We start from the raw sequence: 13,957 nt of genomic DNA on the forward strand, positions 1-13,957 counted from the left end.
TGCCCTTTTTTGTGGCCGCAGGCGTTACACTTGCGAACTCATATCACCTCGGCCGGTCGAACCGCGGCCACCGAAGTGACCTTCCATGCCCAGGAGTTAAGCATGCGTAATCTGATTCTCAGCGCCGCTCTGATTTTTACCAGCCTGTTCGGTTTGACCGCTCAAGCAGCAGAGCCCATCGAAGCCGGCAAGCAATACGTCGAGCTGAAAAGCGCTGTTCCTGTTTCCGAGCCGGGCAAGATCGAAGTCGTCGAAATGTTCTGGTACGGCTGCCCGCACTGCTACGCCTTCGAGCCCGTCATCAATCCATGGGCTGAAAAACTTCCCGCTGACGTGCACTTCATCCGCGTCCCCGCCATGTTCGGCGGCCCTTGGGACGCTCATGGCCAGCTATTCATTACCCTCGACACCATGGGCGTAGAGAAGAAAGTCCACACCGCCGTGTTCGACGCCATTCAGAAAGGCGGCAAGCGTCTGACCGACCCGAATGACATGGCCGAGTTCGTCGCCACCCAGGGCGTCGACAAGACCAAGTTCCTCGAAACCTTCAACTCGTTCGCTGTGAAGGGCAAGATCGCCCAATACAAGGAACTGGCCAAGAAGTACGAAATCACGGGCGTCCCGACCATGATCGTCAACGGCAAGTACCGCTTTGACCTCGGCACTGCCGGTGGTCCGGAGCAGGCGCTGCAAGTGGCCGATCAGCTGATCGCCAAAGAACGCGCGACGCTGACCGCCAAGTAAGGGCTGACCATGGCGCGCTGGGGAACTACTGGACGGGTCGTTGCCCGGCACACGCCGAAGGTCAACGAGCATCATCTTCACGAGACGGGCCTGCCGGCCGACGGTCGGCTTCGCCTGCTCAGCTTCAACATCCAGGTGGGCAACAGCACCGAACGCTACCGGCACTACCTGACCCGGGGGTGGCAGCATCTGCTGCCCCACAACGGTCGAGCCGGGAACCTGCAGAAAATCGGCGATCTGCTGCGTGACTATGATCTGGTCGCGTTGCAGGAAGCCGATGGTGGCAGCCTGCGCTCGGGCTACATCAATCAGGTCGAACACCTCGCCCAGCTCGGTTCGTTTCCGTACTGGCACCAGCAACTCAATCGAAACCTCGGGCGCCTCGCCCAGCACAGCAATGGCGTGCTCAGCCGTTTGCGTCCGTGGGACATCGAAGACCATCCGCTACCGGGCCCGGCCGGGCGTGGCGCCATTCTCGTTCGTTTCGGCGAAGGCCCGGATGCACTGGTCGTGGTGGTGATGCATCTGGCACTGGGCGCACGGACCCGCACACGGCAGCTGGCGTACATTCGCGAGCTAATTGGCGGCTATCGGCATCAGGTGCTGATGGGCGACATGAACACCCACGCCAACGACCTGCTGCAAACCTCGCCACTGCGCGATCTCGGCTTGCTTGCCCCGCAGGTTGAGGCGACTTTCCCCAGTTGGCGTCCCCAGCGATGCCTGGACCACATCCTCCTGAGCCCGACCCTGACCCTTGAAAAAGTGCAGGTGCTGGCCCAGCCCATTTCCGATCATCTGCCCGTCGCGGTGGAGATTCGCTTGCCGGCCTCATTAATCGGTGACTCGCTGCCGATAACAAGCACATCTCCTCGCGGACCTGTGGAATGACCGACGAAGCGCAGCGCTGGAAAGAAAAGTACCTCAAGGGCATCGAGCAGCAAGACAAACTGGAGCGGCGCTGGAATGCGCGGCTCGACTTGCTGCGTCGAGGCCTCGTGCGCAGCAGCCTGGCGGCCGAAGGTGCCGACAAGGCCGTTGATGCATGCATGAAGGAAATGCGTGAGATTGTTCGCAAGGACGACATGGACGCAGGCCTGGCCGCCTTGATTCCGCGCCTGGAAAAAGCGGTGCTGGAATCCGAGCAGCGTCGCGAGCAGCGCGTCGAGCAAATGGGCACGGCGTTGACGTCGTTGGTCGCGCAACTGCAGGCATTGCCGTTGCCGAAGGACGTCAGCAAGCCGCTCAAGCGATTCGCCAAGGGCCTGGAAGATCGCATCAATCAGGCCCGTGAGCTGCCGCTGCTGTTAAGCGAGTTGAGCGGACTTCAAGGGCAGGCGCTGTCGCAGATCGAACACCCGGATGAAGCGTCCCGTCCGGGTTTTCTGCAGCGATTGTTCGGCAGTCACCGTGAGGCTGGCAGCGAAGGTGATGATTCAGCCCCGTTGGCCCATCCAGTTAACGAACCGGCCGGGGTGCAGGTTTCTGATGATGCGCTGCAGCATTCATCCGCCATGCCGGAGGCTGCCCCAGAGAACACCGAACTGGAGGCGGAACTTCGCAGCACCGTCCCGCCGGTTCCCCAGCCTGTCGCCCAAGAGCCTGAGCGCGCCATCCCGGAGTCCCACCCGGAAGTTGCAGTCGAGCGGGTAATGTCCGAGCCCGAGCCGGCCCAGTCAGACGAAGAGCCCGAGGCGCCGCTCCACACCGCTGACGTCCCGCAGCCCTCCGCCGCCGAGTCTTCACACGCCGAAGCTTCCGAGCCTGCGGCTGAAGCGCCCTCTCCCGACCCTGAAGAGACCGACGAAACCGTCGCTATTACCGACGACATCGATATCCTCGCTGAAGACGACGAGCCTGATGAGACCGCCGCCGAAGAAGACAGCCCCTACGCGCTGCCCTCCTCGCCCGAACCAAGTTACAGCTCGGTCGCCGCCCACATCGAAGAAACGCTGCTGGGTCTGCTCGATGAACTGACGCTGCCCGAACACCATCGTGCGCAAGCCGATGCCATGCGCGTCCGGCTGGAGCATGGGCTGAACTGGTACGAACTGCTGCCGATCCTCGACGACCTTGCTGTGCTGATGCTCGCCGTCACTGACAGCGGCCAGCATGAATTCGAGGCCTATCTCAAACAGCTCAATGAGCGGCTGGAGTCGTTCCAAAGTGGCTTGCTGGCAGCCAGCGAAAACCATGCCGATCAGCAATCGGCGTCACGGCAACTGGACCATCAACTGCGCGAGCACGTCGATGACCTGCAAATCAGCGTGCAGCAGGCGGCCGATCTCGACAGCTTGAAGCAGGTGCTGGAGAGGCGCCTCGAAGGGCTGATTGGCACCATGGATCATCATCAGCAGCAACGCGATCAACGCGAGCAGGAAGTCGCTACCCGCCTGCAAGCCCTCTCCAGTCGCGTGGCCACCATGGAGCAGGAGGCGCTGGGCTTCCGGGTTCATCTGGAAGAGCAACGGCAAAAGGCCCTGATCGATACGCTGACAGGCCTGCCAAACCGCGCGGCATGGAATGAGCGGCTGGAGCGAGAGATTGACCAGCTGCAGCGTAAGCAATCAAGCCTGCTGCTCGGCATTCTCGACCTGGATCACTTCAAGCGTATCAACGACGGCTACGGGCATCTGGCGGGTGACAAGGTGCTGAAGATCATCGCCGGGCAGCTGCGAAAGCGATTGCGGGCTTCGGACTTCATTGCGCGATTTGGCGGGGAAGAGTTCGTGCTCCTGCTGCCGACCACGCCGATGGATGAGGGGTTGGCGCTGCTGGAGCGTCTGCGCGAAGGCATCGAACAGTGCCCGTTTCACTTCAAGGGCGAGCGGGTGACGGTCACGGTGTCCATGGGCATCACGGCGTTCTCCCAGGGTGAGCGCAGTGATGTTGTGCTCAAGCGTGCTGACCAGGCGCTGTACCGCGCCAAGGACGAGGGGCGAAACCGCATCGAGCAGGGCTGAGACGGTTCGTCTGGTTGGCTGCGTGGGGATGATGCATTTTTGAATGCGTCACCGACGTTACGTTACACTGTTGCATTATTTGCCTACACGTCGTGCCCCCATGAAGTCTATTTCTGCCCTGTTTCTGTTGTTGCTGCTGAGCGCTTGCAGCAGCGGTCCGAAGATCGATACCAGCCATCCTTCCGTCAATTTCGACAGTCGCGTGCAGTTTGTTGTGGTCCATTACACCTCTGCCTCCCTCGATCGGTCGTTGGCATTGCTGACCCACGGTGAGGTCAGCGCGCATTACCTGATCGGCGACGGTCCAGCCACCACCTACAAGCTGGTCGACGAATCCCAGCGCGCGTGGCATGCCGGCGAAAGCGAATGGGACGGGCGCACCTGGCTCAACTCAAGCAGCATCGGCATCGAGATCGTCAACCCGGGCTACCGCGACACGCCCACCGGCCGGCTTTGGTATCCCTACAGCGAGGCGCAGATTCAAGCGCTGATCGTGCTGCTCAAAGACATCGTCAAACGCAATCACATCGAACCGCGCCACGTCATTGGCCACAGTGACATCGCGCCCCTGCGCAAGCTCGATCCGGGCCCGTTGTTCCCTTGGAAGCGGCTGGCCCAGGAAGGTCTGGGAATCTGGCCGGATGAACAGCAAGTCGCACAGCGTCAGACGCAGCTGATGGGCGTCGTGCCAAATATCGTGTGGTTTCAGCAGCAATTGGCGCTGCTGGGTTACCCGACGCCGCAGACCGGAGAGCTGGACATTGCGACACGTCACACGCTGGCTGCGTTCCAGATGCACTACCGACCACAGAAATTTGACGGTGAGCCGGATCTGCAAAGTGCGGCTATTCTGCAAGTACTTAACTTCAAGCACTAAATTCCGCTAATGTCGCTTTTTTCCGGGCTATTGCTGCGCTTGTTGCTATACCGCAGTGGTTATGGAAATCCCACCCTCTGGATGACTGTCGATGCTCACGGCGACGCCGCGACTGCGCTCTTTCCTTTATCGTCCCTGGCTTCTGGCATTAATGGCCGCGCTGTTAAGCGCGGCCATCCTGCTGGCGGGCAGCTTCGGGCTGGCGATGCATCAGGCCCGGCAGGACGAACGTGCGCAGATGAATGCTCAGGGCGAGCGCTTTCTGGTGCGGCTGGAGCAGTTGTTTGGCCAGTTGAGGGCCGGGCTCGATCAGCTTGAAGCGCAATCGCTGCGCGGGTGCAGCCCTGAGATGATCGGGCAGTTGCGTCAGGTGAACTCGCGCTACCGTTTTATCTACGAAGCGGCGTACGTCAGCGAAAGCCAGTTCTGCTCCAGCTGGACGCGGCAGAGCCTGATTGGCAAGCCCAGGCCACCGGACATTCGCGGCCCTACCTACGACTACTGGCTCAACACCTCCACCCAGCCTGACGACAACCTGGCTTCATTGATGCTTGGGCGCGGAGAGTTTCGTGTGTCCACCTCCCGCGGCCATTTGACTGACGTCGTCGACCTGCCGGCGGGCGGCAGTCTGGTGGTGGTGCTCGATCGCGGGTCCAAAGCAGTCCCGGTCCTGGGCCCCGCTCAGGCATGGCCGCCCACACCGGACTGGTCGCCGACCTCCACCGAAACGCTGATGACCACTCAGGACAAACTCGTCTACCGGATGCCGACCCAGAGCCCGGAGTATCAACTGGTCTTGATAACGCCGCGCAGTGCCTTGCAACAGAAGATCACCGGTGCGTGGTGGCTGCTGGTCCCGGCCAGTCTGTTGATTTCATTGTTCATCGGCATTCTCGTTCTGCAACTGGTGCGTCAGCGTCAGTCGCTGGGCGGTGAGCTGCATGGAGCACTGCGCCGCGGCGAGCTGAAGGTTTTGTATCAGCCCATTTTCGACCTCAATACCCGGCTGTGCGTGGGCGCTGAGGCCCTGGTGCGCTGGCGTCGACCGGACGGCACGCTGACCAGCCCTGACCTCTTTATCCCGCTGGCGGAAAACACCGGGCAGATCCGCCAGATCACCGACTTCGTGCTTCAGCAGTTGCTTGAACAGCTGGGCCATCTGTTACGCGCCAATCCGCACCTGTACGTATCGGTCAATCTGGCAGCGTGCGACGTCATGGCCCCACGCATCGGTCGGGTGACGGCGAAGCTGCTGGCGTTGCACCGGGTAGCGCCTCGGCAGATCGCGTTTGAAGTCACCGAGCGCGGTTTGGTGGACGTGGTGGTCGCCCGCAACCATCTTCAGGCGCTGCGCGATCGGGGCCATCAGGTGCTGATCGATGATTTCGGCACCGGCTATTGCAGCCTGGCCTATCTGCAGACGTTGCCGGTGGATTGCCTGAAAATCGACAAAGCGTTCATTGACGCCCTCGGTCACGATGCCGCCAGCAGTGGCGTGGCGCCGCACATCATTCGCATGGCCCATGCGCTGCAACTGCGGGTGATCGCCGAAGGCATCGAGTTTGAGTCCCAAGCAATGCTGCTGAAAAGCGAAGGGGTGATTTACGGCCAGGGCTGGCTGTTCGCACGGCCGCTGAGCGCGACCAAGTTCACCGAACTGATCACCGGGGGCAGGCGCAGCGCCGGGCGTCGTGCGGATGACGTGGCGTAGTCCAGCGAGACCGTATTACAGCGGCAGCGCCATGTAAAACTGCGTGCCCTGCCCCGGTCGGGAGTAAACGCCCATGCGTCCGCCGTGCAACTGAACGATTTCCTTGCACAACGCCAGCCCCAGGCCTGCGCCGCCTTTCTTGCGTCCAACCTGAACGAACGGCTCGAAGATCCGGGCCTGCTGGCCGTAGGCAATGCCCTCGCCGTTGTCTTCCACGCTGATGATCAAGCGCTCCCCATGACGCCTTGCCTGCAGGCGGATCAGGCCGGATTTCGGGGTATGGCGCAGGGCGTTATCAAGCAGATTGTCGAGCACTCGGTCGAGCTGCGCTTTGTCCGCCTGTACCCGTGGCAGCGGCTCTTGGGTTTCCAATAGCACCATGACGTCCTGGTCGTGGGCGGTGTCGGCAAAGCGCTGACGCGCCGATTCGAGCAATTCACTGATATCACAGGGCTCGAGTGCCAGCTTTTGCAGACCGTTCTGATAGCGCGAGAAGTTGAGCAGGTCGTTGATCAGCTGCATCAGCCGCTGCATTTCTTCGTTAACGGTGTCGAGCAGGTCCTTCTCGCGCGAGTCCGGCGGGAAATGCACGCGTTCCTGAAGCAGGCCGAAGGCCATGTGCATGCCGGTGACGGGCGTGCGCAACTCGTGGGAGGCCCGTAGCACGAACTCACTGCGCACGCGCTCGAACGCCCGCTGTTCGGTGACGTCGTGCAGCACCATCACGGCGCCGACGATGTGCCCTTTGGTGTGGCTGACCGGCGTGAGGCTATAGGTGAGCAGACGAACTTCGCCGTCGATCTCGATGGATAGGTCATCGGGCGCCCGTTCCAGCGTGCCACCGCGCAATACCAGGTAAAGCTGTTCGTCCAGTTCCGGACGTTGCAGCGCTTCGCCGAGCCCCTGGCCCAAGCGACTTTCTTCCCAGCCCAACTGCCGTTGCGCAACCGGGTTCAGGTGTTCAAGCCGCCCCTGGCGGTCGATCATCAGCAAGCCGTCGTCGATGCTGTCCAGCACCGCCTGCAGACGCTGCTGACCGGCGAGCAACTCATCGACGTTGGTTTTCTGATGTTGGCGCAGGGCGTCGGCCATCATGCCGAAACGGTGGGTCAGCAGGTTCATTTCGTCAGATGAGGACGTGGGCAGCGTGACGTCGAAATCACCCTGGGCAATCCGGTCCGCCGCCTTGGCCAACTGCTCGATCGGACCACCGAAGCGCCGGGCGATGCCGTGGGCGGTGACGAAACCGATAACCAGCACTGCCAGCCCCACCAATCCCAGCAACGCCGAGACCCAGAGCGCTCGCGATCTTGAGGCGCTTTCTGCCTGGCTGATGTTCTCAAGCGCCTGGCGGTGGGCGTCGAGCAGACCATTGCGCAACGTGTTAAACGCCTCGGTCACAGCCTCATCGTCGCGGATCGCGTCACCATGTGCGCTGGACTGCTCGATGGTTTTGACGAAGCGGGCGTAGTTCACCCGGGCGGTTTCGAACCCGCTGGGAACGCCGGTTTGCTGATCATGTTCGATGCCCTGATCAAGCAGGTTCTGGAACTGCTCCTGATTGCGCTTGATATCCGCCTGATCAGGGCTTTCCTGAAGCAGCAGGACCAACTGATCGCCCAGGTTCTGTCGCAGCTTCAGGCCGATATCGAGTGTGGTGAAGTTGTGCCGAATCGACGATTCCTGAGATTTGGCCATCTGCATAACGCTGACGAGCCCCAGCACCAACCCTAAGAGGGCGACGGTGATGAGGGCCGAAATACTCAGAAAGAGTCGGGTGCGCAACTTCATCGCAAACATCATCGGCGCCCTGTCACAGGTTGTACTGCTTACGTTTTCGGTACAGCGTCGATGCGTCGATGCCCAGTGTGCGTGCGGCTTGATCCAGCGTATCGCTGGTGGCCAGTACCGCGCCGATGTGGGCTTTCTCCAGCTCATCAAGGCTCAACGCTGCGCCGACGCGCGGGGCATTGTTGGCTGGCTGTTCGGCCATGCCGAGGTGGGTGATTTCGACTTTTTCCTGCGGGCAGATAATGCTCGCCCGCTCGATCACGTTGCGCAGCTCGCGGATGTTGCCGGGCCAGCGGTAGTTGAGCAGCGCGCTGCGGGCCTGCTCGCTGAAGCCGCGCGCCGGGCGGCTGTATTCCTTGACGAAGCGCGCCAGGAAGCGGTCTGCCAGCGTCAGGATGTCTTCGCTTCGCTCGCGCAAAGGGGGCAGATTCAGGGTAATCACGTTCAGGCGATACAACAGATCCTCGCGGAAGCGCCCTTCGCGGACCATGTCTTCGAGGTTCAGGTTAGTCGCCGCCAAAATGCGCACGTCAGCGCGACGGGTCACCGGGTCACCGACGCGTTCATATTCCTTGTCCTGAATGAAACGCAGCAATTTTGGCTGCAGCGTGAGCGGGAAGTCGCCGATTTCATCAAGGAACAATGTGCCGCCGTCTGCCTGATTCACCCGACCGAGTGTGCTCTCGCTGGCACCGGTGAAGGCGCCGCGGCTATGGCCGAACAGCTCGCTTTCCATCAGCTCGGCGGTGAGGGATGGGCAGTTGATGGTCACGCAGGCCTTTTTGGCGCGCTTGCTCCAGCCGTGAATCGCCCGGGCCAATTCGCCCTTACCCGTACCGGATTCACCGAGAATAAGGATGTTGGCGTCGGTGTTGGCGACCTGGCGGGCGGTTTCGAGGATCGCCATCATCGACGGGCTGTGGGAATCCAGGCCGTCTTTTGGTTTGCGAACTTCGCCTTCAAGGGCTTCAAGTCGCGCGGACAACTGGCGGACTTCGAGCTGCTTGGCGGTGGCGAGGCGCAGTTGATCCGGACTGCAGGGCTTGACCAGATAATCGGCAGCGCCGGCCTGGATCGCATCCACGGCGGTGTCGACGGCCGAGTGCGCGGTGACAATCACCACGCGCATCCAGGGCGCCTGCACGCGCATTTGCGCCAGAACATCCAGCCCGTTGTCCTCACCCAGACGCAGGTCGAGGAAACATACGTCGAATACCTGACGCTGCAACAGCGATTCCGCCTGCGCCGCGCTGTTGGCGGTGGCTACGCTGTAGCCTTCATCTTCCAGGCAATAACGGAAGGTGCGAAGGATGGCGGACTCATCATCCACGAGCAGAATACGGCCCTGATTCTCAGCGGCTGCTTCCATGTTTCCTACGCTCCTCAATGAATAGTCTGTGTTAGTCCCGGAAACATCGGGCAAGTTGCATGGTTCATTCTGATTGATTCTTTGCGCTGCATGGTAGCGATCTTCTGAAAAAGCCGTCATGCGCTGATCCATGACAGCTCATGTCCCCAGTGGTCAACACGGATCCTTGTTCAGGCAAAATCAGGCCACGCCGAACATCTGGGCGAAAGACCAGTCTGTCCAGGGGTACCTTTTTGCAATTGTCTGGAGATTCCCATGCCCACGTTGAAGAAGATCGCCCTGGCCATTACCACTGCCAGCCTGCTCGGACTGACGCCCGTCATCGCCCACGCAGCAGCCGCCGATCTGCAGACCCAGCTGGCCGAGGCGCGCCAGGAGGGTTCGATCTGGACCGCCTTTGCCCTTAACCGGCATTTGAGCCCGTTCAAGATCAGCGTGGACGTGGAACAAGGCACTGCGATCCTCAAGGGAAAGGTCGAGAACCAGGTCGACAAGGATCTGGCGGCGCAGATAGCGGGCGACATTCAGGGAATCAACAAGGTCGATAACGAGCTTGAGATCGACCCGCAGGTCGCTGCCGATCCGGGCACCAAAGCCACCATGGCTCAGCGCTTCGACGACGCGACGCTGACTGCAACCATCAAATCCAAGCTGCTGTGGAACAGCGTGACAGAGGCGTTGAATATCGACGTCAGCGCCGCCCAGGGGGTCGTCACCCTCAAGGGCCAGGCGAAAGACGCGGAGGCCAAGCTGTTGGCCGGAAGCCTGGCCACCAACACGGACGGCGTGACGGAGGTGAACAACCTCATCAGCGTCAGCGCGCGGGATACTCAGGCGATCAAGGAGCAAAGCGAGCAGCAGGCCAACAGTGTTCGCGAAGAGTTCAGCGACGCATGGATCACCAGCAAAGTGAAATCCAGTCTTATATATAGCCGCACTCTCGACGGTTTGAACATCAAGGTTGAGACCAAAAACGGTGTAGTGACGCTGGACGGTGTGGTGGCTAACTACGCCGAGAAGGAATTGGCGGTCGAGATCGCGCGCAACATCCGCGGGGTCAAAGGCGTAGACGCCGACACTCTGCGCGTGACAGCGCGCAGTGCGGGTTAGAGCCTTGCACGGCGGCCGAACGACGGATGTCAGAACATAATTCGCATCCGGAATGAATTCGGTCGCACACGTGGTGTCGGCACATTCGTGCATTCCGCACGATGGCAAACGTTCAATCGTGCAGCTTGCGTGTACGACACTTCTGAGTAGGCAATTTAACTATTTGATTTATAAGGATTTATTGGTTATCTGAAAGCTGGCACACAGCGTGCAATATCCCTGATAACAAAGGCCCGGACAGACGGCCGACAAGATTGCCAGGAGTCAGCTGAATGAACGCTCAACATCTCGCCAACAAACTGCGTATCTCCCCTCTGCATTTGCAGCAAGGTCTGTTTGCCAGTCTGGCGTTGATGATTACGCTCATTGTTGTGCAACAGTTCAATCACTGGAATCAGAATCATGAAGTGACTCAGGCGCACTATTCCCATGCTTACACCGTACCCTTTGCCAAGGCAAGTGCGTTGAAAGCCTCGGATGTGGCCCTGAGCATGCAAGTTGATGACGCGGCCGCTACTACTGATGAAGCGCCACGTCAGCAAAGCTGGGTTTTCTGATCCTCCGGGTCGAAGACGCGATCTACCCCGAGGGTCATCCCGACGCCTCGACGTAGCAAAAAATCAATAAACAGTAAGGAGATTCACCATGTTGAGTTGGGCAATCACATTTCTGATCATCGCTATCGTTGCAGCCGTCCTTGGTTTTGGTGGTATCGCAGGTACTGCTACCGGTATTGCCAAGATCCTGTTCGTGGTCTTCTTGGTTATGTTCGTGGTGTCGTTCTTCTTTGGCCGTCGCGGCCGAGGCTAAATATGGGCTTCAAGCATTTCCATGCACTAATACTGGCGCTCCTTGGGAGCGCCAGTATTACAGCTATGGCGGCCAACGACGGTCAATCTCGGGTGAACGAGCTTTTGAGCTCGGATTCTGAGTACCGCGAAACGTGGTCGAGCGTAGTGAAGAAGGAAGAGCGACTGCCCGATTGGGTGATCAATCTCTCCGGTGCCGCTGAGCAGATGAATGCCGTGACCGAAGACGGCGACAAGTACTTGGTAGGGCCGCTCTGCGAAACCCAGGACACTTGCCGCACCAAGCGACTCATCGTGGCGTTCAGCCTGAACAAGTCCCATGCGTACGCGATGTTGGTCGAAGTGCCTGCGGGACTTCCCGCGGACAAATCACCCACGCGCCATGCGGACTACCGGTTTTTGGGCAAGCCGGATGAAGGCATGCAAGGCCTTCTGAAAGAACAGCTCAAGAAAGATCCGAACTGGTATTGATTCGAATGACGGGAGACCTGTCCCTGACAGACCTTCCTGATAGACGCGCAGCCCGAAGACGGTGCGCGTATGACCAAGGGGCCGGGGCGTTACGATCAACGGAGTGATTGAAGCGTCCTAGGTGTACAAGGAGTACTCCCACGCGTGGGCCGGGTCAGGCAAGCCGCAACACAGGTCCATCGTCCGATACGGTCTTAGCCTCTATCGACCGTGGACTTGTGAGGCGCAAACGATCGCTATTCACTCCAAAGTCGCCCGCCCTCAAGCGTCCTACATAGCCTCTTCCACGTTTCCTACGACCGTATATCGCCCGGAAATCCCTCTTTTGAACGGCTGTCTGCCGTCCGTGCGCAATCCCTACCCTCGCCACAAAACCGTAAGCGAATCCGCTGCAGGCGACGTATTAGCCACTTCTCAGCATTCCTGTGTCAGGCAAATCCGCCCTCTTTTGGCGCAATGCAGCGTAAGTGATTGATTTTCATCATGCCGATTCGGCATGGGGTAGTCGTTTACGGCATTAGACGATGGCGGTCACCGTGGGAATAGTTGCGCCTTTTTCGCCTGCTCAGAGCTCGGATGCTCGCCTGCGGCCACTCACGAGACAGTCCTGACAGCGACCGCGGCGTCGCGCTTGCTGGCAAGCGCAATGATGAACGTGTGGTTGGGGGATGTCCCGGCATCGACAACAAGGTAATGACATGAAGAAGGCAAAACTGAGCCTCGCCTGGCAGATCCTCATCGGCCTGGTACTCGGCATCGCCATTGGCGCCGTTCTGAACCATTTCAGCACCGAGAAAGCCTGGTGGATCAGCAACGTGCTGCAGCCAGCGGGCGACATCTTTATCCGCCTGATCAAGATGATCGTTATCCCGATTGTGATCTCATCCCTGGTCGTCGGCATCGCAGGCGTTGGCGACGCCAAGAAGCTCGGCCGTATCGGTCTGAAGACCATTCTCTATTTTGAAATCGTCACCACGATTGCCATTGTCGTCGGTTTGCTGCTGGCCAACGTCTTCCATCCCGGCACTGGCATCGACATGAGCACCCTGGGCACGGTGGACATCTCGCAGTACCAGAAGACCACCGCTGAAGTGCAGCATGACCATGCCTTCGTTGCGACGATCCTCAACCTCATTCCGTCGAACATTTTCGCGGCGGTTGCCCGTGGCGACATGCTGCCGATCATCTTCTTCTCGGTGTTCTTCGGGCTGGGTCTGTCGAGCCTGAATGCCGAAGTGCGGGATCCGCTGGTGAAGGTCTTCCAGGGTGTTTCGGAGACCATGTTCAAGGTCACCCACATGATCATGAACTACGCGCCAATCGGCGTATTCGCACTGATCGCCGTGACCGTCGCCAACTTTGGCTTCGCCTCGCTGCTGCCGTTGGCCAAGCTGGTGATTCTGGTGTACGTCGCCATCGCCTTCTTTGCCTTCGTGGTGCTGGGCCTGATTGCGCGCCTGTTCGGCTTCTCGGTGCTCAAGCTGATGCGCATCTTCAAAGACGAACTGGTGCTGGCCTACTCCACCGCCAGCTCCGAAACCGTGCTGCCGCGCGTGATCGAGAAGATGGAGGCGTACGGCGCGCCCAAAGCCATCAGCAGCTTCGTGGTGCCCACCGGCTACTCGTTCAACCTCGACGGTTCGACGCTGTATCAAAGCATCGCAGCGCTGTTCATCGCGCAGCTGTACGGCATTGATCTGTCGATCGGCCAGCAATTGATGCTCGTCCTGACCCTGATGGTGACCTCCAAAGGCATCGCCGGTGTGCCGGGCGTATCGTTTGTCGTGCTCCTGGCAACCCTGGGTAGCGTGGGCATTCCGCTGGAAGGCCTGGCGTTCATTGCCGGCGTCGACCGCATCATGGACATGGCGCGCACAGCGCTGAACGTGATCGGCAACGCACTGGCTGTGTTGGTGATCTCGCGCTGGGAAGGCATGTACGACGACGCCAAAGGCGAGCGCTACTGGAACTCCCTGCCACACTGGCGTGGCAAGGACCCTCTGCCGGCGGGTCAATCGACGGTCGAGTAATCACTGTCTGGCGTGAATCATCAAACCCTGGCCCCGGCCGGGGTTTGTTGTTTCTGCCCCCGCCGTTATCATCGCCGCATCT

Annotated in this window: 12 protein-coding genes and 1 pseudogene; 10 read left to right on the top strand and 3 right to left on the bottom strand. The window is 60.0% G+C overall.

The window, feature by feature from the left end; genetic code table 11:
- Positions 1-102 precede the first annotated feature (102 nt).
- From M1E04_RS00365 to M1E04_RS00385, 5 genes are all read left to right on the top strand, one after another.
- Entirely contained in the window at positions 103-744 is a 642-nt protein-coding gene (locus M1E04_RS00365) for a thiol:disulfide interchange protein DsbA/DsbL (RefSeq protein ID WP_037017094.1), read from the top strand.
- Positions 745-753: 9 nt separating this feature from the next.
- Positions 754-1,635, top strand: a complete 882-nt coding sequence (locus M1E04_RS00370; protein ID WP_369320023.1) for an endonuclease/exonuclease/phosphatase family protein — start codon at positions 754-756, stop codon at positions 1,633-1,635.
- Complete coding sequence (locus M1E04_RS00375; protein ID WP_456292207.1) at positions 1,632-3,707, top strand: diguanylate cyclase; 2,076 nt, start codon at positions 1,632-1,634, stop codon at positions 3,705-3,707. Before M1E04_RS00370 ends, M1E04_RS00375 begins: the two co-directional genes overlap by 4 nt.
- 100 nt (positions 3,708-3,807) lie before the next feature.
- Positions 3,808-4,584, top strand: a complete 777-nt coding sequence (locus M1E04_RS00380; RefSeq protein WP_296306787.1) for an N-acetylmuramoyl-L-alanine amidase — start codon at positions 3,808-3,810, stop codon at positions 4,582-4,584.
- Between the two features lie 91 nt (positions 4,585-4,675).
- The gene (locus tag M1E04_RS00385) at positions 4,676-6,295 is read left to right on the top strand and encodes an EAL domain-containing protein (protein WP_369320021.1); all 1,620 of its coding nucleotides are present in this window, start codon (positions 4,676-4,678) and stop codon (positions 6,293-6,295) included.
- 15 nt (positions 6,296-6,310) lie between these two features.
- Here the strand turns inward: M1E04_RS00385 and M1E04_RS00390 are convergent, their stop codons facing one another.
- The 3 genes and pseudogenes from M1E04_RS00390 to algB all read right to left on the bottom strand — a co-directional run bounded on the left by M1E04_RS00390 (position 6,311) and on the right by algB (position 9,455).
- Positions 6,311-6,676, bottom strand: coding sequence for a sensor histidine kinase (locus M1E04_RS00390; protein ID WP_407073261.1), 366 nt, complete (start codon positions 6,674-6,676; stop codon positions 6,311-6,313).
- A gap of 20 nt (positions 6,677-6,696) precedes the next feature.
- Positions 6,697-8,098: pseudogene (locus M1E04_RS00395) on the bottom strand (KinB sensor domain-containing domain); the annotation flags it as partial.
- Positions 8,099-8,108: 10 nt separating this feature from the next.
- On the bottom strand, positions 8,109-9,455 hold the full coding sequence (algB, locus tag M1E04_RS00400) for a sigma-54-dependent response regulator transcription factor AlgB (protein WP_065987926.1): 1,347 nt from the start codon (positions 9,453-9,455) through the stop codon (positions 8,109-8,111).
- A gap of 255 nt (positions 9,456-9,710) precedes the next feature.
- Between algB and M1E04_RS00405 the strand changes: the two genes are divergently transcribed.
- The 5 genes from M1E04_RS00405 (at position 9,711) to gltP (ending at position 13,875) form a co-directional block, all read left to right on the top strand.
- Positions 9,711-10,565 carry a BON domain-containing protein gene (locus tag M1E04_RS00405; RefSeq protein WP_456292208.1) on the top strand — a complete coding sequence of 285 codons (855 nt, stop codon included), beginning with the start codon at positions 9,711-9,713 and terminating at the stop codon, positions 10,563-10,565.
- A 272-nt stretch (positions 10,566-10,837) separates the two neighbouring features.
- Positions 10,838-11,122: a hypothetical protein gene (locus M1E04_RS00410; RefSeq protein WP_296312170.1), complete on the top strand. Its 285-nt coding sequence runs from the start codon at positions 10,838-10,840 to the stop codon at positions 11,120-11,122.
- Positions 11,123-11,210: 88 nt separating this feature from the next.
- Complete coding sequence (locus tag M1E04_RS00415) at positions 11,211-11,375, top strand: DUF1328 domain-containing protein (protein WP_002555679.1); 165 nt, start codon at positions 11,211-11,213, stop codon at positions 11,373-11,375.
- 2 nt (positions 11,376-11,377) lie between these two features.
- On the top strand, positions 11,378-11,845 hold the full coding sequence (locus M1E04_RS00420) for an inhibitor of vertebrate lysozyme family protein (RefSeq protein WP_456292209.1): 468 nt from the start codon (positions 11,378-11,380) through the stop codon (positions 11,843-11,845).
- A gap of 698 nt (positions 11,846-12,543) precedes the next feature.
- Positions 12,544-13,875, top strand: a complete 1,332-nt coding sequence (gltP, locus tag M1E04_RS00425) for a glutamate/aspartate:proton symporter GltP (protein WP_065987919.1) — start codon at positions 12,544-12,546, stop codon at positions 13,873-13,875.
- The last annotated feature ends 82 nt before the right edge of the window (positions 13,876-13,957 follow it).

The organism is Pseudomonas sp. AK106, from assembly GCF_053903055.1.

Bases quoted from the DNA above. Each gene is read 5' to 3' on its own strand.
- M1E04_RS00365 (WP_037017094.1), top strand. From the start codon at position 103: ATGCGTAATCTGATTCTCAGCGCCGCTCTGATTTTTACCAGCCTGTTC.
- M1E04_RS00370 (WP_369320023.1), top strand. From the start codon at position 754: ATGGCGCGCTGGGGAACTACTGGACGGGTCGTTGCCCGGCACACGCCG.
- M1E04_RS00375 (WP_456292207.1), top strand. From the start codon at position 1,632: ATGACCGACGAAGCGCAGCGCTGGAAAGAAAAGTACCTCAAGGGCATC.
- M1E04_RS00380 (WP_296306787.1), top strand. From the start codon at position 3,808: ATGAAGTCTATTTCTGCCCTGTTTCTGTTGTTGCTGCTGAGCGCTTGC.
- M1E04_RS00385 (WP_369320021.1), top strand. From the start codon at position 4,676: ATGCTCACGGCGACGCCGCGACTGCGCTCTTTCCTTTATCGTCCCTGG.
- M1E04_RS00390 (WP_407073261.1), bottom strand. From the start codon at position 6,676: ATGGTGCTATTGGAAACCCAAGAGCCGCTGCCACGGGTACAGGCGGAC.
- algB (WP_065987926.1), bottom strand. From the start codon at position 9,455: ATGGAAGCAGCCGCTGAGAATCAGGGCCGTATTCTGCTCGTGGATGAT.
- M1E04_RS00405 (WP_456292208.1), top strand. From the start codon at position 9,711: ATGCCCACGTTGAAGAAGATCGCCCTGGCCATTACCACTGCCAGCCTG.
- M1E04_RS00410 (WP_296312170.1), top strand. From the start codon at position 10,838: ATGAACGCTCAACATCTCGCCAACAAACTGCGTATCTCCCCTCTGCAT.
- M1E04_RS00415 (WP_002555679.1), top strand. From the start codon at position 11,211: ATGTTGAGTTGGGCAATCACATTTCTGATCATCGCTATCGTTGCAGCC.
- M1E04_RS00420 (WP_456292209.1), top strand. From the start codon at position 11,378: ATGGGCTTCAAGCATTTCCATGCACTAATACTGGCGCTCCTTGGGAGC.
- gltP (WP_065987919.1), top strand. From the start codon at position 12,544: ATGAAGAAGGCAAAACTGAGCCTCGCCTGGCAGATCCTCATCGGCCTG.